Genomic DNA, 18,486 nt, shown 5'->3' on the forward strand with positions numbered 1-18,486 from the left:
GTCATGCAGCGCTCTTAGAGCCCTGTATTTTTTTTCATCTCCCTCTCACGCAGCAGACGACGCATCAATTTACCCATGACATTTTTAGGTAACGCGTCTACAAATTCGACCGATGATGGGACCTTGAACCGTGCAAGCTTTTTTCTAAGGTATTCGATGATCTCATATGCTTCAGCCGCTTCACCCTCTTTTAGAACTATAAATGCCTTTATCTCTTCGCCTTTGTACTCATGAGGTATACCCACAACCGCTGCATCTTCGACTTTAGGGTGCGTGCAGCACACCTTTTCCACTTCTGTAGGTGATACGTTCAACCCTTTAACAATGATGATATCCTTTTTCCTGTCAACCACATAAAAATAACCCTCTTCATCCATTTTTACAATATCACCTGTATGGAGCCACCCCTCTCTTATCGCTTCATTTGTCATTTCAGGCTGCATCCAGTACCCCTTCATCAACTGCGGACCCTTTATGATAAGCTCCCCCTCTTTTCCGACCTCTATCTCATCTTTTCCGTTTTCAATATCAACGATCCTACACTCTGTATCTGGCATGGGCACACCGATGGAGTTTGGTTTATTTGGGGCATTCATCGGATTGGCATGTGTCACAGGAGATGCTTCTGAAAGCCCATACCCTTCAACCAATTTTGAACCTGTCACTTCCACAAACCTCTTTTGGACACTTTCTATCAGCGGTGCACCTCCGCAGATACATGCCCTTACCGAGCTTAGATCATATTTTGCCACACTCTTATAGCTACCCAATGCTGCATACATCGTAGGTACACCCGGCATGATCGTGATTTTCTCTTTTTCCATCGTTTTAAGAATATAAGACAAGTCTCTGGGATTAGGGGTCAATATCAGCGTGCCCGCACAGCTCATCGTATAACTAAGACAGGCTGTCATACCGAAGCTGTGAAAGAAAGGAAGCCACCCCAACACACGCTCCTGACCTTCAACTGTATCAGTCACCCATGCCCTGCACTGAAGTGCATTGACGACTAGATTATAGTGGCTTAGCATCACACCCTTAGGTGTTCCTGTTGTTCCACTGGTGTACTGCAGTAGCGCAATATCTTCAGGATCAATCCCTATATCAGGTTTTTTATCATTGCTTTGGTGCATCAACTTCTCCAACCAATGATCTGTATCATCTATGCGCACCCTATCCTCTTTCTCTTTTAAAAGCGTAAAGAGGATCTTGGTGAGGAAGGGGAAGTAGTCTTTGACATTGGTAACAATGATGTTTTTAAGCATTGTTTCCTCTTTGATCTGTTGGATGATCGGATAAAAACGACTCATAACGATCACAGTTTTGGCACCAGAGTCATTAAGCTCAAATGCCACTTCTGCAGACTTAAAAAGGGGATTTATCGGAACAGCGATCGCTCCTATCTTTAAAATACTATATAACATAATAATAAATTGGGGTGTATTGGCAAGATAAAGTGCCACACGATCACCTTTTTGAACACCCAGGTCTGTAAGAGCATTTGCAGCTTTATTTACCAGTCTATCCAGCTTGCTATAAGAGATATCATTTCCCAGGTAGGAGAGAGCCCTATTGTGGGGATATTTGGAAGCTGACTCTTCCAAAAAAGTAAAAAGTGGTACTTTAGGGTATTTTAGAGTGGCCGGTACACCCTGATCATATTGTTTTAACCAAATCTTTTCATCATATATCATCTATCTCTCCTTTTTGATCGGAGAAGATGTTCCAAAGAAAAGTACAAGAATAGAAGTAAAAAAAGAATGATCGTTCCATCCACATAACCTCATTTTTTAGTGGCTGTCATATAAAGTCGCTTTTACTCATCATAACTAATCAGAAGAAAAAAAGTCAAGTACGACTTGGAACTTTTATACGGGTAAAATGTTAACGGTAGGAAAAAAACAAAGAGAAGACTCCTATTTCCTGATTCCATGAAAAATCAAAACTATTTCAAACTTTTTCTCTACTATTAAAATAAGGCTTTATGATCCAAACTAAAAAAATAATGATCAATACAAGTGCTATAAATTGTTCGATCTTTTCAATTTTTCCAAAAAGGTGTTCTGCTCCTGTACCCAATATGTATCCTAATAAAATTCCTGACACACTCCATACTATGATACCAAGTGTATTAAAAAGAGTAAATTTTTTATGAAGATACCTATAAGTACCCAGTGTTGCAGGAAATAGTATCGCACCACTATAAATAAATCGCCCACTGAAGGCTAGCCAGCTTCCCCGTTTTTTTACAGAATGTTCAAGCTTTTTTATTCTTTGTTGCAGTAATGGAAACTTCTTTAGTATATTTTGACCATAATATCTACCTACAAAGTACCAAAACTGATCGCCTATAAGTGCTCCGAATATAGCCACAGGTATGGTCTCTTCTAAAGATAACATCCCAAGATAACACAATATCCCAGAGACAATGATCATAATGGTTCCTTCAGTCATCATACCAAAAAACACAATCCATAAACCATATTGTGAAACAAGTGATGTAAATTCTTCCAACATACTTTTTATCCTTATTTTATCATTATACTTAATTGTAGAGAGTAATAAAATATAACCTTATAATACATGCATAATTTGGCTATTTTCATAAGGTTAGTTTGTCTAATTGATTTAGGGATAATTTGGAGCATATTGATTTTTATTGATGAATCAATATAATACATGCATAATTTGGCTATTTTCATAAGGTTAGTTTGTCTAATTGATTTAGGGATAATTTGGAGCATATTGATTTTTATTGATGAATCAATGTGAATGGTGAGGGATTGGAACTATTGGAACCCCGTTATCCTTCATACCTTATGTGTCTTATCAATATTCTTCTCTCTGTGTCACTACGATTACTAAAAACGCTTCAAAACTCCCAACAAGTACTCGATATCTTTTTCTGTATGATTGGCAGAAACCTGAAACCTTATCTCCTCGTCACCCTTTGGAACTACTGGAAAGTTAAGGCCTGTGGCAAGAATACCATGCTTAAAAAGATGCTTCACAAGTCTGGAAGTCTTTTCGGTGTCTCTTATCATAAGAGGGATAATAGGATGCTCCCCTGGTATGGTCTCATAACCAAGATCCTTTAGCCCCTCTTTAAGATGCCGTGTGAGTCTGCGAAGCTTTTCGAGTAACTTCAGCCCCTGGGTGCTGTCGAGGATATCAAGAGATTTAATGGCCGCTGCGGATTCAGAGGGAGTAATAGGATTTGAAAAAATGTAAAAGGGAGCTGTCTCTCTTAGGTAATCTATGACGGTTTCACTGGAAACCACATAGCCACCATTGACGCCGAGTGCCTTTCCAAGGGTTGCAATGTGGATATCCACTTTTGTACCTGTCACCTCCTCTGTACCCCGACCGGTTTTACCGAAAGCTCCCACACCGTGTGAGTCATCGACTACCGTAATGATCCCCTCTTCAAACTTTTCTTCATATCTTTTGCAGATTGCAACAATCTCATTAAGGGGTGCATGGTCTCCCCGCATACTGAAGATACCGTCGGTAACGACGATCATTCGTCTGTATTTACCCAAGTATCTCTTGATTGCACCTTCAAGATCTTCCATATCAAGGTGCCTGTATACCGTCTTTTCAGTGGGGTGTGCCAGCCGGATAGCATTGATGATACAGTTGTGGTTCAGTTCATCACTGATGACAACCGTTTCTTCTGTAATAAGCTGTGGGAGGACACCCATAACGGCCGAATAGGCGGCACTGAAGATCATGGCCGCTTCTCTACCGCAGAAGGTAGCCAGTTTCTTTTCGAGTATCACATGCGGCGCAAAGGTACCGCTGATAAACCGGACGGCACCCGGCCCGGTTCCAAATAACTGGGATGCATCCTCCTCTGCTTCAATGACATCTTTATCTGTTGAGAGGCCCAGGTAACTGTTAGAATTCATCTGCAAGAAGGGCTTATCTCCATTCCCTCTAAGGGTAACCCTCGGTCCGAAACCATCTTCGGCTTCCATGATCCCGGTAATGATCTTTTCATGCCGTTTACTGACACCCTTTGCATCTATGGATTCCAACTGTTGCTTTAAAGGAATTTCAAGCTTTTCAAGTGACATGGGAACCCTCCTTTCTCAACTGTTCGATCATATCTTTTGTCATCGATCCGATATCATATGCCGGCTGCCAGCACCATTCGGCTCTTGCAGCGCTGTCATCCATTTTACGAGGCCAGCTGTCGGCGATTGCCTGCCTTAGTGGGTCTACTTCATAGGTCATGCTGAAATGGGGCAGCTCTTTTTTTATAGTAGCATATAATTGCTCCGGCGTAAAACTCATGGCTGTAATATTGTAAGCATTACGGTGAGTTAGCATCCTCCCATCCGACTCCATAAGTTCCACGACCGCCCGAATGGCATCGGGCATGTACATCATGTCCAGACGGGTTCCCTCTTTCAAAAAGCATCGGTAGGGTTCATTTTTTACAGCAGCATAGAAGATCTCAACGGCATAATCGGTTGTTCCTCCGCCCGGCGGTGTTTTATAGGAGATCAAACCGGGGAATCGAACCCCGCGGATATCCATATCATACTTTTTAACGTAATAGTCGCAAAGCAGTTCACCCGCCACTTTTGTAATACCATACAGTGTATTGGGACGCTGGATAGTCACCTGAGGGGTATTGTCCGGTGGTGTGGATGGTCCGAAGGCCCCGATGGAACTGGGGAAAAAGAGCGCGCAGTGATGATGACGGGCAACTTCCAGAACCGTCTGGAGCCCATTCATATTGACATCCCATGCAAGCTGGGGATTCTCTTCCGCTCTTGCCGAAAGAAGCGCTGCAAGATGGTAGATGATATCAATGCTGTACTTTTTTACAAGCGCTGTGATGGCTTCGGAATCTGTCGTCTCTATGATCTCATAAGGACCGGAATCAATAAATACATCGTCCGGCTTCCTACTGTGTCCCGCAGCAACTACATTGTCTCTTCCATATTTATCTCTAAGTACAGGGACGAGCTCAGAGCCGAGCTGACCTGTTGCACCGGTGACTAATATCCTTTTCATCTTTTATCCTCTTGAATCATAATATTTTTTGCCCTGTCAACCTGGAAGGATTCAGCAAGCCATATCTCTTGTTAAGGTCTAACCTTCTTACTTATTGTAGCATCATTCTAGTGAACCAATAGGAAACATTACATACAGGTTTTCAGACTCTGCCAAATGACTATACAGTCGATATTTTTTCATGACGACACAATCATACTGATCATTGTCTTTACTTCGTTCTATGAATTGTCGTATAATTAAAAAGTAATATGAAGAGGGTTAACATGAAAAAGATTATGATATTAAGCGGTGCCGGTCTCTCTGCCGAAAGTGGCATCCATACCTTTAGGGATCATGATGGTCTTTGGGAAAATCACGATGTCATGAAAGTCTGCTCTACGCAAGGGTGGATTGAAGATCACAAATATGTTACCCGTTTTTACAATGAAAGAAGACGTGATCTTAAATTTAAAGAGCCTAATCCTGCGCATAAGGTGCTAGCCCAACTTGAATATGACTATCGTGGTAGAATCATCCACCTCACCCAAAATATAGATAACCTTATGGAGAAAGCGGGTGCCAAAGATGTGATCCACCTTCACGGTACACTCACTGATCTACGATGTGAAGCTTGTACAGAAACATTTAATGTTGGTTATGCACCTCAAGAGGGCAATGAGCATTGTCCGCATTGTGGCAATACAAGGGTCCGACATAATGTTGTTATGTTTGGCGAAGCTGCACCAGAGTACAGCCACATCCAAGAGGCTATCCGGCATAGTACTCTTTTCATCGCTATTGGTACCAGCGGCACTGTGATCGACATTGTTCCCATTGCAAAAGAGTTTAAACACTCAATTCTCATTGATCCCAAACGTCAGGAGACTGCAAATAAATTTGCCCCTCATACATACATAGATGAGTACTTTGAGCATTTTATTCAGAAAAAAGCGGGTGAAGCAATGGATGAGATGATGGCTATTATCAAAGATCATATGGATAATCGATTATAATTTATGGCGGACAGAGTGAGATTCAAACACTAGGTTAAATGCCTTAAAATATAATGACTTTACATTTTCTTCAATCTGATAAAAGAGTATATTGTTAAATCTTATTTATTCATACTTATTTCACACTTTTGTTTTATCATTGCCTTATCTTTAAATAGAGAAAGGAAATAATAATATGAAAAAAATTATGATAGCATTACTTTTTGTAGCAGGTTTGGCATCGGTAGCTTCAGCACATCACATGGCAGCGTATGATGATGCAGGTATCTATATTCCAGAAACATCACCTCACTTAGATATGGTATTTTAATTATCTCTGACTCCTTCCATTTTCGGGATAATAACCTGACCTTAAAACATGCCCTCTTCTGGGCATGACTTCTTATAAGCTATAAAACTTTCTATTTTCATCTTACTACTTTTCATTGATATAAACGACTAAAATTCATTACATCTAAAGAGCGATCTCTCTGTAATATAATTCTAATAATATTATGTTAATATATAATTTATATTTATACAATTCAATGAAGTACTATTACTAAAAAGGATTCTCATGGGATTGACATTGATTATTGTGGGATTGGTAATTTCATATTTTTGTTGGGTACAAAAAAGAGAGATAGATTATATTGAGAAAAAAAATCATGAAAATGCAATTGGTACAGAAGGTATCATTGATAAGAGAGTAAAAATTCAAACCAAATTGCTAAATAAGGAAAAATTAACCCTATCAGAGGGACTGAATTGGTATTCATATAATATTATGTATACTGCCCTGAAATGTGGTTTTTATGGTGGTTTTCTTTTGAGTTTTATCGGTCTTGTTCTGTTTATCTCAGTAATATTTCATTTTACATTTCGATGAACACACAAGGTAGTGTCATAGTATAATAAAACACTTTATATATACTGGTTAACCTTCAATAGAGTAGATTGGAGCCATTGTTCCTTTATAAATGGTTAGAGACTGTCAGATAGTACACTGAAAAAGGATTGACCCATGGAAATATTTCAGATAACATTGATATTGGCTACGCTTCTGTGTTCTCTTGTATCAGGATTTTTATTTGCTTTTGCTGTCGTAGTGATGCCAGGTATAAAAAAGTTGAATGACAAAGGGTTTATCCGTGCTTTTCAGGTGATCGATGGCGTTATTCAAAATAATCAACCGATATTCATGCTGGTATGGGTCGGTTCAGTTCTAGTGCTGATCACTTCGGTTGTACTGGGCATAGGAGAACTCGATAGCATTGGAAGCATTCTCATCATCTCCTCAGCACTTGTCTATCTCTTCGGTGTCCAATTACCAACGGCCACCATCAATGTACCGCTGAACAATAAGTTACAAACGCTAGATCTCCACACTGAAAGTGAGTCGACATATAAAGCGGCCCGAGAATTGTTCGAAGTACGTTGGAATCGTTGGAACAAGATCAGGACGGTGTTGTCATGCCTCGTAACCCTACTATTGATCTATCTACTTTTTAGACTATGATAGTATGAAGCCCGACAAATGACAGAAAAACGTTCAAAAATGCTCAAATGATTCTTAAATTACTTATTTTGAACGTAAATCCAGAAGGAGAAGAGAGTTAGATGTTTATAGGTCACTATGCAGCATGTTTTGCTCTGAAAAAGGTTGAGAAAAGCGCCTCACTGGGAATGTTGTTCCTAGCGGTACAATTCGTTGACATCCTGTTCTTCCCATTTGTACTTCTAGGGATAGAAAAAATCAATATCATCGAAAATTTCACTCAATCAACTCACTTTGAACTGGAATATATGCCCTACACACACAGTCTGCTTGCATCCATTCTTTTAGCGGGTCTTATCTATATCTTGTATCGAATTGTGTCTAGAGGAAAGAAATCAGTTGCACTGGTAATGGGGATCGCTGTACTTTCGCATTGGTTTTTTGACCTCATCGTTCATACACCGGATCTACCACTTTGGAGCGATACCTCCACCAAACTTGGTTTTGGACTGTGGAACAATGCCATTGCAACATATACTCTTGAAGCAGTCCTCTTGATCGGGGGACTGTGGCTCTACCTGAGTGGAACTACAGCAAGATCACCCATAGGAAGATATGGCATGGGTATATTCGTAATGATCCTTCTCTTAGTAAATGCCGTTAATATATTTGGGCCACCCTTTGGGAACACTGAAATATCCTTGGCGATATCAGCACTTATAATGTACTTCCTCTTTGCAGGGGTAGCTTATTGGCTTGATGGCGAACGTTCATAACCATTAAGCATTCAGTCCCTTCTATAATTGAAAATCACGACGAACAGCTGACATGGGATATACCGGCAATTTCAAAGAACTCAGAGGGCTTTTCTCTATAGTATTTCTCCTCTATCTCTTTAGATTGCTCAGCATAGGGGTTTGTCATCACTTCTTGCAACTCTTTAATCAGTGTATAGTCCCCCTTGGTGGCTTGTTTATAGGCAGGGACAAGAAACCACTCCCGCAAAGTGTATTTTGGGTTAAAGGCTTTCATTTGCTTAGAAAGATTTTCGCGTGATTCGCTCGTCGTGGCATCAACGAGCGATCTCCATTTTTCCAGCCACTCCGACCAGCGTTTTAAGATCTTTTCATTGAGTACGGCGTCACCGTAAAAGCTTTTAGTGAGTGGAGAGATATCCTCAGGGACCGTAGAGAGCTCGCGAAAGAAGATCGTATAATCGACAGAGGTTTCTATCATCAGTTTTACAAGTTCATTGAAAAGTGATGCATCAAAGGTTTCTAGTCCAAGCTTGGAAGCCCACATCTTTATCATTTGACCCTGCATGACTTGAGGAAAGCCCTCTCTTATCTCATCTAATTGATCCAGAGCATCCTGATTCGACGCCAGCAGTGGTTTCAACGCCAGGCAGAACATAGAAAAGTTACGCTCGGCAGCTTGCGGCTGATTGAGAAATGAGAAGTGAACACCGCCACCCGTCCATGGCTGATATCTCGGGTCAAACATATCGATAAATCCAAATGGTCCATAATCAAGAGTAAATCCACCTGCCGCACAGTTGTCACTGTTGAAGTTCCCCTGGCAATAGCCCACGCGTATCCAGTTTGCCACCAGTGCAGTGAGTCGACTTCGGAACGCTTTTGCTAGCAGGATCACTTTTTCTTGGATAGGTAAATGCTTGTCAATGACGTCACTGTACTCACGATCGATCAGGTGTAACACAATCTGTTCAAGCTCTTCGATCGCTTTTGGATGTTCCTTTTTACGTGCACGCCGTCCGAAAAGTTCGAGTTGACCCACCCGTAGAAAAGAAGGTGCAACCCGTGTGGTAATAGCAACAGCCTCTTCGATCATCACTTCAGGGTCTCTTGAGTACGATCCATTGGTAAACCATGGCCGCCTTACTGTCTCTGTTTTTGAAGTGTACAGACTCAAAGAGCGTGATGTCGGCACACCCAGGGCATGCATATGCTCTTGTGCCAAAAACTCACGAATACTTGAACGCAAGACGGCACGACCATCAGCACCCCTGCAGTAAGGTGTTCTACCGCCACCTTTAAGCTGCATCTCCCATCGATTCCCGTTGATCACCGCTTCGAGGATGGAAATGGCGCGACCGTCACCATATGCATTACCTGTTCCAAATGGACACTGCTCATAGTATTCGGAGCCATAAATGGAAAGTGCATAGCCTGTAGCCCAACCCATACGACTCATCGGTTCTGGCAGCTGCGAGCTATCGCCTGAGAACATACGGATAAAATCCTCTGATGTTGCCAAAGCGTCGCTAAAACCAAGTTCGTGAAAGAAGTTCTCACTGTGCGCAATGTACACAGGCTCTTCGATAGGTGTAGGGTTCACAGGGACATAATGTCCAGAGAAGACTTGTCGCGGTGTGTGATCAACTCCGTCTGAAGTTGCCTCTGGATCAGTGTTTAACGTCTCCATGAGTGAATAATCCACCAACGCTGCAAGATCGTCGAGCGTCTCTACCGTTGCAGAGGTATTGTTTGTATCTTTCATAGATTTTCCTTCTTTTAAAAACGTACAGACATTTTCATATTACAACAGCCGTCTCTATAGTTAATCCAGCTGCTAACTCAAATCTTCATCTTTGTTCGCCACTATATCAAATGAAACATAATAATAGATGAAGCAAAGGATAAATTTGGCAGAGTTAAAGATTGGTTAGTCTGAAAGTATGTGTTTTAGGGGAGTATAAGAAGGTTGATTAAATTAAGTGGTGCGGATGAGAGGACTCGAACCTCCACGCCGTAAAGCACCAGATCCTAAGTCTGGCGTGTATACCAATTTCACCACATCCGCATGTGATTATTACAACAAAAGTGTATTTATTTAACTTCTATATCGAATGATACAAAAATTAGACTTTTGTTCAAATAAGTAAAAGACTAAAATATTTCAAAAAAGTGATTTGTTCGTGATGTATTAGGAATTTATTAAGTGGCGGACAGTAAGGGATTTTAAATAATCTATTTCCTATCTTTTCTTAAACTTTCCCAGATAACCTTATAAAGCCCTAAAAATAGGACACTTTATAAGTAACATATTACCCAAACTTTCATCTAATAGTCTTATGTTTCATAAAAATTGGTTGCCAAAATGAGGGTTGTAAATGGCACGTATTAAGTCAAAGAAGTATGCAGGAGATTTAATCCTGATCAAATTTTTAGAACGGCATAATCAAAGCAAGAAATTATCAGTTTAGTGCTGGTCTACTTATTGGAGATGGGTACACTTATATACAATTAAAAACTACTGTTTAGCTTTACCTTCATCTCTCTTTGCTAACAAAATTTTTCTATGTTCAAAGTACGAAAAAACTATTGGTACAACAAACAAACTAATTAACTCTACCAGCATTCCACCAAGTGTTGGTATAGCCATTGGTTTCATTACTTCACTACCAGTGCCTGTCGACCACATTATAGGTAGTAATGCTGCAACAGTTGTTGTAGTTGTCATAAGAAGTGGTCTTATTCTTCTCGAACTTGCCTCAATAATAGTCTCTTTTAATTCATTCCAATTATCAGGTGTATTTTTCTTCATTGATTGTTGTAAATATGTCATCTTAATAACACCATCATCAACAGCTATTCCAAAAAGAGCGATAAACCCTACCCAAACAGCTACAGAAGTATTAAAACCACCAACCCATAAAAGAATTAAACCTCCTGCAAATGCAATAGGAACTGCAGAGAATACAATTACTGCGTTTCGTAAACTTTTTATACCAAAATATATAATCACTAAATTGATAAACAATGCCAGTGGCATTAAAACCATCAATCTATTATTAGATCTGACTTGATTTTCATATTGACCTGCCCAAACTATTGAATAGCCTTCTGGCAAGTTAATCTTATCAATTTTATTTTTTGCCTCTTCTACAAATCCAATTAAATCACGGCCTCTTACATTAAGTAAAACCAGTGATCTAAGCATTCCATTTTCTGACTGAATAACAGACGGCCCTGTTACTACTTGGACATTAGCAAGCTCAACAATTGGTATATGATGTCCTAATGGACTAGGAACAAGGACTTTTTTTAATTCATCAATTCTATTTCGAAGTTCTTTTTTATATCGTACTCGTATAGAGTATCTATCTCTACCCTCATAAAACTGTCCAATAGTCATACCACCCACGGCTGTTTGAAGAATTTTATTTATTGTTCCTGTATTTATTCCATATCTGCTTGCTGCTATTCGATCTATATCAAATTCTATATATGGTTTACCCGTAATTTTTTCTGCATAAACACCATATGCTCCACTAATTTTTTCAACTTCTTTACCTATTTGTGCTGATATTTCCTCTAATGTTTTTGAATCATCACCAAAGACCTTTACACCAATTTGTGTTTTAATACCTGTTGATATCATAGAGATTCTATTTTCAATAGGAAACAACCATGCATTTACAAGTCCAGGAACTTGAAGTTCTTCATCAAGCTCATTCATAATGTCATAAATAGAAATACCATCAGGCCATTCATTTTTGGGAACTAACTTTACTACTGTCTCAAACATAGAAATTGGCGCAGGGTCTATGGCGGTATCAGCCCTTCCTAACTTTCCTATTGCGTCAGCCACAAGCGGATGTTCTTGAAGCTTTTTATCTATATAAGCCAATATTTCTCGTGCCTTAGTCATACTCACATCAGGTGTCGTAACTGGCATGTATAAGATTTCACCCTCATTCAATGATGGCATAAACTCTTTTCCTAATTTAGAATAAGCAAAGCCTCCCAAAAGTAATATTATTATAGGTAGAGTTAAAAAAAGTTTTCTATGTTCCAGCATCCAATGAAGTATCGGAATGTAAGTTTTTACAATCGTATTACTTACAGGGTTTTTTTCAATTGGTTTCAAATTTCCTTTTAGAAAATAGACTGCTAAGGCAGGTACTAAGACTATCGCAACAGTAACTGAACCGAACATAGCAAGGGTTTTTGCCCAGGCTAAAGGACCAAAAAGCTTTCCTTCACTATCTTCCAAACCAAAAACTGGTAAAAATGTAACTATGGTTGTAGAGACTGCAGTTAAAATTGCAGGGCCAACTTCACGGGATGCCTTTACAATTATTTCAACTCTGTCTTCTTTTGAGACATTGGGGTTTTGAGCTAAATTAGCATATATATTTTCAGTCATTATGATACCCATATCAATCATCGAACCAATGGCAATGACCAATCCAGATAAACTCATTACATTTGAATCTATTTCTAATAATTTCATAAGAATGAAACTAATACCGACACCTAGTGGAAGTGTCAATGAAACAAGTACAGAGGACTTGAAATGTAATAAAAACAACATAATTACAATAATAGAAATAATAATTTCTTGTGTTAAAGCAGAATAGACTGTACCAATAGTTCTTTCTATAACTTCTGTTCTATCATAAAAAGGTACTAATTCAACTCCCTTTGGCAATCCTTTCTTTACAATTTCTAATCTAGTTTTAACATTATCAAGAACCTCCTGAGGGTTCTCTCCATAACGCATGGTAACTACTCCACCAACCGATTCTATACCATTTTTATCAAGAGCGCCCCTTCTGAAACCTGCCCCTATCTGAACGCTTGCTAAATCTTTTACTCTTATAGGAGAATTGTTCTTAACAGCTACAACGACATTTTCAATATCACTAATGTTTTTAAAAAAACCTTTTCCTCTAACAATAAATTCTCTATCACCCTCTTCAATAACTTCAGCACCTACATCAATATTACTATTTTGAATCGCTTTTACAAGTGTGGAAAAATGGACATCATAAGCAAAAAGATTATTAGGATCGACATCAATTTGGTACTCTTTGACAAACCCACCTATGCTAGCTACTTCACTTACACCTTTTACCCCTTGAAGTAAATAACGAACATAAAAATCCTGTAACGACCGAAGTTCTGCTAAAGATTTTGGATGTTTACTATCTTTTTTATTTTCAAGTGTGTACCAAAACACCTGTCCAAGACCGGTTGCATCTGGTCCCATAGTTGGAGTAACTTCAGAAGGTAGTTCAGAAGTAGCCGTTGAAAGTTTTTCTAAAATACGACTTCGACTCCAATAAAAGTCAATATCATCCTCAAAAATAACATAAATGATAGAAAAACCAAATGCAGAACTAGCACGAATATTTTTGACTCCAGGAATCCCTTGCATCATTACACTTAAGGGATATGTTATCTGTGCTTCAACATCTTTGGGTGAACGACCTGGCCATTTTGTAAACACGATTTGCTGGTTTTCTCCAATATCAGGTATTGCATCAATGCGAGCTGTATTCAAGCTAAACACTGACAATAACCCAATAATTACAAAACCTATGACAACCATTGCACGATTTCGAATAGCTAATTCAATTAAATTTTGAATCATCTTACATCCTTAATGATTGTGTATCATTTCTGTAGTTGTTTTCATATCTTCATAACCACCAAAAAGTTGTGCTTGAGCATCTAAAAGAAAGTTACCTTCAATAACGACTTCCTCATTTTTTATTAAACCATTTTTTATTTCTATATAACCTTCAGACTCGTATCCAGTCAGTACAGCTTTTGCTTGAAAAGTTCTATTGTTTACTTTAACCCACACAACTTTTCTCTTTCCCGTATCAATAATTGCTGTTCGTGGCACTACTAAAGATTTACCATCCATTTCTATATTTAACACTGCATTTGCCACCATACCTGGTCTTAACTTACCCAAATCATTTTTTATCGTTGCTCTTACTTTTAATGTCTTAGATTTAATATCTAAAAATGGGTTTATAAAGTCAATATAACTAACTAATATTTCCCCTGGTAAAGCACTAAACATTAAGTCGATTTTTTGACCAATTTTAACTAATGATGCATCACTCTCATAAACATCCATCTCTACCCAAACATCTTTTAAATCCCAAAGTTCAAAAAAGTTTTCCCCCTCTTTAAAGTACTTTCCTACTATTGCATTCTTTGTTATAACAACACCATTTGTATTTGCATGGATAGTAATAGTACGAGGCACTTTTCCATTTTTATACCAATTATCATATTGAAACTTTTTGATACCCCATAGACTAAGCTTTTTTTCACTTTCATCTAACATCTCTTTAAACAAGTTATCCTTATCTAATTCATAGCTTTTTCTAGCTATTAAATACTCTTCACCAGCAGTTATCAATTCAGGACTGTACAAATCAATAACAGGGTCATTAATCCTTACAAAGCTTCCTGTTGATTTTACATACACTTTTTCAACACGACCTTTCACTCGTGCAGGTATCTTACTTTCTGTTTGTTCAGATTGAAGTACTAAACCTAACAGCCTTATCTTCTTTGTCATTTTCATCTCACTTACAGGGAAAAAATCAGGTTTAAAGTGTTTCAACTGTGCTTTTCTGAGTTTTACATTAGCTACTACTTTTTCAGCATTTTGACTTAAATGTTTTTTGTCTGAATGTTGTACATCAGATGCATTTAGCATTTCACCATCAATTTCAATTTTTGTTAAATTCATATGACATATAGGACATTTACCTGGCTTCTTTTCTCGTATCTGAGGATGCATAGAACAAGTATAATAAACATCAGTATGATTATGTAATTCTAAATTATCAGTAGATGCGTATAATATATTTAAGCAAACACTTATATTCAATAAAATTACAAACATTAGTATATTTTTAAAAAATCTATTCATCGAACAAGTCCCCTTTTATATACTTTAAAGATACTCGTTCAAGATCTCTCTTTGACTCAAGGGCTACTTTTCTTAAAAGAATATTTTGTAGATTCAATTCACTCTGTAAAAGTTCTATATAGGTAGCCTTCCCAACTCCATAAGATTTTGAAATAATCTTTCTGGCATCTATTGCGAATCCAATTATTTTATTATTCAATACATTTAATTCACTGTTTAATTTTTTGATTTCCTGCGTTTTAAGCATAATGTCTCTATTTTTAGACTTTTTATACACTTCGTACTCTTTCAATGTTTTAGATTCTTCATACAGAGACTTACTATAATTTGATGACTTTTTATCAGAAAATGGCAATGGAAAACTAATAGATACGCCAATAAAGTCTCCAACCATATCTATATTTGATCGCTGTGTATAGTTTAGCGAAATGGTTATATCAGATATAAGATCTAAACTTGATGCTGTTATAGCGTGTTGTTTTGCTTTTACTTTTTCTTGAAACTCAAGTTCTCTATAATCTATATTATCTGTTGAAAATGTATCTAAAGAGTTCCATGGAATAGACTTTTCTTCGATTTCAGAATGACCTGTCAAGTATTTAATTTTTTCCTTAATTTTAGAGAGCTCATGTTTTTTATTACTAATTATATTATCCAGTTCAAAGCTTCTAATTTGAATTTCCAGTATAGCTTGCTGTGTAACTTTTCCCATCGTATATAATCGACTGCTTACTTTGAGGTTTTTTTCAATCCAGTCTTTATTATTTTCTAAAATAATAAGTTCATCAGATAATTTTCTATTTTCTATTAAAATATTCCAAAAATTTAAGATTAAAAGCTCTTTTTGGTTTTCTATATTATATCTATATGCTTGCGATAGACTTTCTAAGGCACTCTTTTTTACTTCATATTTATTAGTCAATGGTATTTTCTGAGATACGCCAAAGTCAATTCCGGTCATTGGGGTTTGATCATTAGCCAACGTATCAATTGGATAGTTTTTCGCTGCAATTTTAAAAACAGGGTCACCCCATGAACCCTTACTTTTTGCTTCTTCTTGAATAGCTCTAACTTTAAAGTTTCCAGATTGTATCACTTCATGCTCTTGAATCTTTTCAAGTGCATCACTATATGTTATCGCTTGTACACTAATACTTGAACAAAATAAAAGCACTAATGTAAATTTAATCATTCCCTTTTCTCCCAACATTTCTATAATACTTAAGTATTATATATTTCACATGTGCAAAGAGTGTGTAGAGCTTTTTAGTGTTTATGAATTTACAATTGCAACTATGACAATTTAGCCCCACGTTTTTTGCATTAGGCCATTTTTACATACAAGGAAAGACTATATGGTTATAAAATTGTTGATGATCATGTAAAGAACTATGGTATCACATAGGTATCACTTTTACATAGAATAAAAAACTTAAATTGGTTATATTGTCTTAAAAATAGGGCTATATTAGGCTTTATAAGGATTATATGGCAGAGAGGAAGGAATTCGAACACAAGATTAAATTCCTTAAATGTCCTATTTTAGAGTATACATAAATTAAATAGTTAGCTGTTGGCATATAATAAACATACATATTGGGCAGAATCTGCCATATACCACTTTATGTTCTAAGTCTAAAATCCTTCCCATATGTATATATTTATTCTTAGTTAAGTTTATATGGATACAATGAAAATCTATTTTGTAGCCTTCACTAATCTATAATTTAATCAAACATACTTAAATATTTCAATATTTATTATCGCGGGATAGAGCAGTCTGGTAGCTCGTTGGGCTCATAACCCAAAGGTCGGTGGTTCAAATCCATCTTCCGCAACCAATTACATTAAAACACAAGGAGAAAATATGTCAATCAATAATATATCTAAACATTCAAGACTAAAAGTATTAATTAGACTTTTAAATGATAATGAACAATTTAATATTGCCTGTTCTAAATCAGGCTTATCAATCAATATTGCCAAAAAACTTTTAGATAAAAATGACCTCATGAAATAACAGCACTAATATCAATAATATTTCCCTATTTTTAAACAAATAGTGTAACTGTATAATAACTTTCAAATAAAATTATGTCTCATTTTTAAAACTTACAAGAGACATAAATAATATCTATTTTTTCATATAATTTGCTATTATCAAAATATTCAGCTATAATAATATATTGAAAGATGATTTAGAGTTTCATCTTTGGCTAGACTTTTATTGCTTACCTTTAGTTTACAGTATTATCCACCCGAAAAAGAACACTCCACTTTATATTTTCAGCACATCAGTAATGAAGTGTATCAACAACTAAAAGGAATTGCAATGGCAACTCAAGTAAACGGAACAGTAAAATGGTTCAACAGTGAAAAAGGTTTCGGTTTTATCGAACAAGAAAATGGCGGAAATGATGTATTTGTACACTATCGTCAAATTAATAGCAATGGTTACGACCGTGTCTCTCTTAATGAGGGTCAAAAAGTGACTTTTGAGATCGGTGAAGGTCAAAAAGGCCCACAGGCTGAGAACGTTACTGCTCTTTAAGACCATCTAATGGACAGAGAAATCTGTCCATGTTTTAAACACTTCTATAAAGAGACCAATAGGTCTTTTTATGAATTGCTTAAAGGGAAAACGTATGAAAAGTAAAGAAGCTGTTTTTGAAGCGTTAAAAGAAGGGCATAATCTTATTAGTTGTATCACAGGGATACAATATACTCTGATTAAAGGGATCTTACATACTCGTCATAGTGAAAAAAATGACTGGGAGCAAAGTGAACTTAATTTTTACAATCCACCATCTTGGCTTAACCTCAAAATCATAGAAAAAAAATCTGACAATATATAAGATTTAACAGAGTCTGATCGACTCTGTTGTTCCATATCTTAATATCCCTACTCTCTCATTAACAACATATCTTATTTTACATTTCGATAATTTATTAGTGCTATTGTATATATCTTCTGTTGTTTTATATTGATGCAGTAATATTTTTTAGGGAGTTATTGGTCTATATTGATTTGTATTTACTCTTGAAGTGGCGGACAGTGAGGGATTCGAACACTAGGTTAAATCCCTCAAACACCCTATTTTAGGGCATTTATAAATTATACAGTTGGCTGTTGGCATACAATTAACATACATATTTGGCAGACTCTGCCAAAATGATTTTCAAACACTTATCAACACTAAAAAATTATTAGTTTTTATCTCTTTCCAATAAAATTGAGTATTTTCTCCTACTTTATACTCAAATTCTAGTTTTCAATCT

16 protein-coding genes and 2 tRNA genes are annotated in these 18,486 nt (G+C 37.0%); 9 read left to right on the top strand and 9 right to left on the bottom strand.

The window, feature by feature from the left end:
• Nucleotides 1–14: 14 nt before the first annotated feature.
• From SULAR_RS03820 to SULAR_RS03835, 4 genes are all read right to left on the bottom strand, one after another.
• A complete protein-coding gene (locus tag SULAR_RS03820; RefSeq protein WP_008243160.1) occupies nt 15–1,694 on the bottom strand; it encodes a long-chain fatty acid--CoA ligase in 1,680 nt (559 codons plus the stop codon).
• A gap of 256 nt (nt 1,695–1,950) precedes the next feature.
• A complete protein-coding gene (locus SULAR_RS03825; protein ID WP_008243161.1) occupies nt 1,951–2,517 on the bottom strand; it encodes a DedA family protein in 567 nt (188 codons plus the stop codon).
• A gap of 344 nt (nt 2,518–2,861) precedes the next feature.
• A complete protein-coding gene (locus SULAR_RS03830; RefSeq protein WP_008243162.1) occupies nt 2,862–4,079 on the bottom strand; it encodes an aminotransferase class I/II-fold pyridoxal phosphate-dependent enzyme in 1,218 nt (405 codons plus the stop codon).
• A complete protein-coding gene (locus SULAR_RS03835; protein ID WP_008243163.1) occupies nt 4,069–5,028 on the bottom strand; it encodes an NAD-dependent epimerase/dehydratase family protein in 960 nt (319 codons plus the stop codon). Before SULAR_RS03835 ends, SULAR_RS03830 begins: the two co-directional genes overlap by 11 nt.
• A gap of 266 nt (nt 5,029–5,294) precedes the next feature.
• On the opposite strand from SULAR_RS03835, the gene SULAR_RS03840 reads away from it, so the two are divergent.
• From SULAR_RS03840 to SULAR_RS03855, 5 genes are all read left to right on the top strand, one after another.
• On the top strand, nt 5,295–6,023 hold the full coding sequence (locus tag SULAR_RS03840) for a Sir2 family NAD-dependent protein deacetylase (RefSeq protein WP_008243164.1): 729 nt from the start codon (nt 5,295–5,297) through the stop codon (nt 6,021–6,023).
• A 175-nt stretch (nt 6,024–6,198) separates the two neighbouring features.
• Nucleotides 6,199–6,333 carry a hypothetical protein gene (locus SULAR_RS11405; protein WP_255344705.1) on the top strand — a complete coding sequence of 45 codons (135 nt, stop codon included), beginning with the start codon at nt 6,199–6,201 and terminating at the stop codon, nt 6,331–6,333.
• Nucleotides 6,334–6,579: 246 nt separating this feature from the next.
• Nucleotides 6,580–6,891: a hypothetical protein gene (locus SULAR_RS03845; protein WP_008243165.1), complete on the top strand. Its 312-nt coding sequence runs from the start codon at nt 6,580–6,582 to the stop codon at nt 6,889–6,891.
• A gap of 135 nt (nt 6,892–7,026) precedes the next feature.
• Nucleotides 7,027–7,521: a DUF1772 domain-containing protein gene (locus SULAR_RS03850; RefSeq protein ID WP_008243166.1), complete on the top strand. Its 495-nt coding sequence runs from the start codon at nt 7,027–7,029 to the stop codon at nt 7,519–7,521.
• Nucleotides 7,522–7,622: 101 nt separating this feature from the next.
• Nucleotides 7,623–8,276: a hypothetical protein gene (locus SULAR_RS03855; protein WP_008243167.1), complete on the top strand. Its 654-nt coding sequence runs from the start codon at nt 7,623–7,625 to the stop codon at nt 8,274–8,276.
• Between the two features lie 34 nt (nt 8,277–8,310).
• On the opposite strand, the gene SULAR_RS03860 is transcribed toward SULAR_RS03855, so the two are convergent.
• From SULAR_RS03860 to SULAR_RS03880, 5 genes are all read right to left on the bottom strand, one after another.
• Nucleotides 8,311–10,020 carry a YdiU family protein gene (locus SULAR_RS03860; protein ID WP_008243168.1) on the bottom strand — a complete coding sequence of 570 codons (1,710 nt, stop codon included), beginning with the start codon at nt 10,018–10,020 and terminating at the stop codon, nt 8,311–8,313.
• A gap of 218 nt (nt 10,021–10,238) precedes the next feature.
• Nucleotides 10,239–10,323, bottom strand: a tRNA-Leu gene (locus SULAR_RS03865).
• A gap of 450 nt (nt 10,324–10,773) precedes the next feature.
• The gene (locus SULAR_RS03870; RefSeq protein WP_008243169.1) at nt 10,774–13,902 is read right to left on the bottom strand and encodes an efflux RND transporter permease subunit; all 3,129 of its coding nucleotides are present in this window, start codon (nt 13,900–13,902) and stop codon (nt 10,774–10,776) included.
• A 9-nt stretch (nt 13,903–13,911) separates the two neighbouring features.
• Complete coding sequence (locus SULAR_RS03875) at nt 13,912–15,207, bottom strand: efflux RND transporter periplasmic adaptor subunit (protein ID WP_008243170.1); 1,296 nt, start codon at nt 15,205–15,207, stop codon at nt 13,912–13,914.
• Nucleotides 15,200–16,417, bottom strand: a complete 1,218-nt coding sequence (locus SULAR_RS03880) for a TolC family protein (RefSeq protein WP_008243171.1) — start codon at nt 16,415–16,417, stop codon at nt 15,200–15,202. Before SULAR_RS03880 ends, SULAR_RS03875 begins: the two co-directional genes overlap by 8 nt.
• Nucleotides 16,418–16,971: 554 nt before the next feature.
• Between SULAR_RS03880 and SULAR_RS03885 the strand changes: the two genes are divergently transcribed.
• The 4 genes from SULAR_RS03885 to SULAR_RS03895 all read left to right on the top strand — a co-directional run bounded on the left by SULAR_RS03885 (nt 16,972) and on the right by SULAR_RS03895 (nt 18,062).
• Nucleotides 16,972–17,048 (top strand) — tRNA-Met (locus SULAR_RS03885).
• 26 nt (nt 17,049–17,074) lie between these two features.
• The gene (locus SULAR_RS11110) at nt 17,075–17,227 is read left to right on the top strand and encodes a hypothetical protein (protein ID WP_155993757.1); all 153 of its coding nucleotides are present in this window, start codon (nt 17,075–17,077) and stop codon (nt 17,225–17,227) included.
• 312 nt (nt 17,228–17,539) lie between these two features.
• A complete protein-coding gene (locus tag SULAR_RS03890; protein WP_008243172.1) occupies nt 17,540–17,758 on the top strand; it encodes a cold-shock protein in 219 nt (72 codons plus the stop codon).
• Nucleotides 17,759–17,852: 94 nt separating this feature from the next.
• Complete coding sequence (locus SULAR_RS03895; RefSeq protein ID WP_008243178.1) at nt 17,853–18,062, top strand: hypothetical protein; 210 nt, start codon at nt 17,853–17,855, stop codon at nt 18,060–18,062.
• Nucleotides 18,063–18,486: the final 424 nt, after the last annotated feature.

The sequence above is a fragment of the Sulfurovum sp. AR genome (genome assembly GCF_000296775.1).
GTDB lineage: Bacteria > Campylobacterota > Campylobacteria > Campylobacterales > Sulfurovaceae > Sulfurovum > Sulfurovum xiamenensis.

Coding starts and splice junctions, on each gene's coding strand:
- SULAR_RS03820 (WP_008243160.1), bottom strand. CDS start 1,694: ATGATATATGATGAAAAGATTTGGTTAAAACAATATGATCAGGGTGTA.
- SULAR_RS03825 (WP_008243161.1), bottom strand. CDS start 2,517: ATGTTGGAAGAATTTACATCACTTGTTTCACAATATGGTTTATGGATT.
- SULAR_RS03830 (WP_008243162.1), bottom strand. CDS start 4,079: ATGTCACTTGAAAAGCTTGAAATTCCTTTAAAGCAACAGTTGGAATCC.
- SULAR_RS03835 (WP_008243163.1), bottom strand. CDS start 5,028: ATGAAAAGGATATTAGTCACCGGTGCAACAGGTCAGCTCGGCTCTGAG.
- SULAR_RS03840 (WP_008243164.1), top strand. CDS start 5,295: ATGAAAAAGATTATGATATTAAGCGGTGCCGGTCTCTCTGCCGAAAGT.
- SULAR_RS11405 (WP_255344705.1), top strand. CDS start 6,199: ATGAAAAAAATTATGATAGCATTACTTTTTGTAGCAGGTTTGGCATCG.
- SULAR_RS03845 (WP_008243165.1), top strand. CDS start 6,580: ATGGGATTGACATTGATTATTGTGGGATTGGTAATTTCATATTTTTGT.
- SULAR_RS03850 (WP_008243166.1), top strand. CDS start 7,027: ATGGAAATATTTCAGATAACATTGATATTGGCTACGCTTCTGTGTTCT.
- SULAR_RS03855 (WP_008243167.1), top strand. CDS start 7,623: ATGTTTATAGGTCACTATGCAGCATGTTTTGCTCTGAAAAAGGTTGAG.
- SULAR_RS03860 (WP_008243168.1), bottom strand. CDS start 10,020: ATGAAAGATACAAACAATACCTCTGCAACGGTAGAGACGCTCGACGAT.
- SULAR_RS03870 (WP_008243169.1), bottom strand. CDS start 13,902: ATGATTCAAAATTTAATTGAATTAGCTATTCGAAATCGTGCAATGGTT.
- SULAR_RS03875 (WP_008243170.1), bottom strand. CDS start 15,207: ATGAATAGATTTTTTAAAAATATACTAATGTTTGTAATTTTATTGAAT.
- SULAR_RS03880 (WP_008243171.1), bottom strand. CDS start 16,417: ATGTTGGGAGAAAAGGGAATGATTAAATTTACATTAGTGCTTTTATTT.
- SULAR_RS11110 (WP_155993757.1), top strand. CDS start 17,075: ATGTCAATCAATAATATATCTAAACATTCAAGACTAAAAGTATTAATT.
- SULAR_RS03890 (WP_008243172.1), top strand. CDS start 17,540: ATGGCAACTCAAGTAAACGGAACAGTAAAATGGTTCAACAGTGAAAAA.
- SULAR_RS03895 (WP_008243178.1), top strand. CDS start 17,853: ATGAAAAGTAAAGAAGCTGTTTTTGAAGCGTTAAAAGAAGGGCATAAT.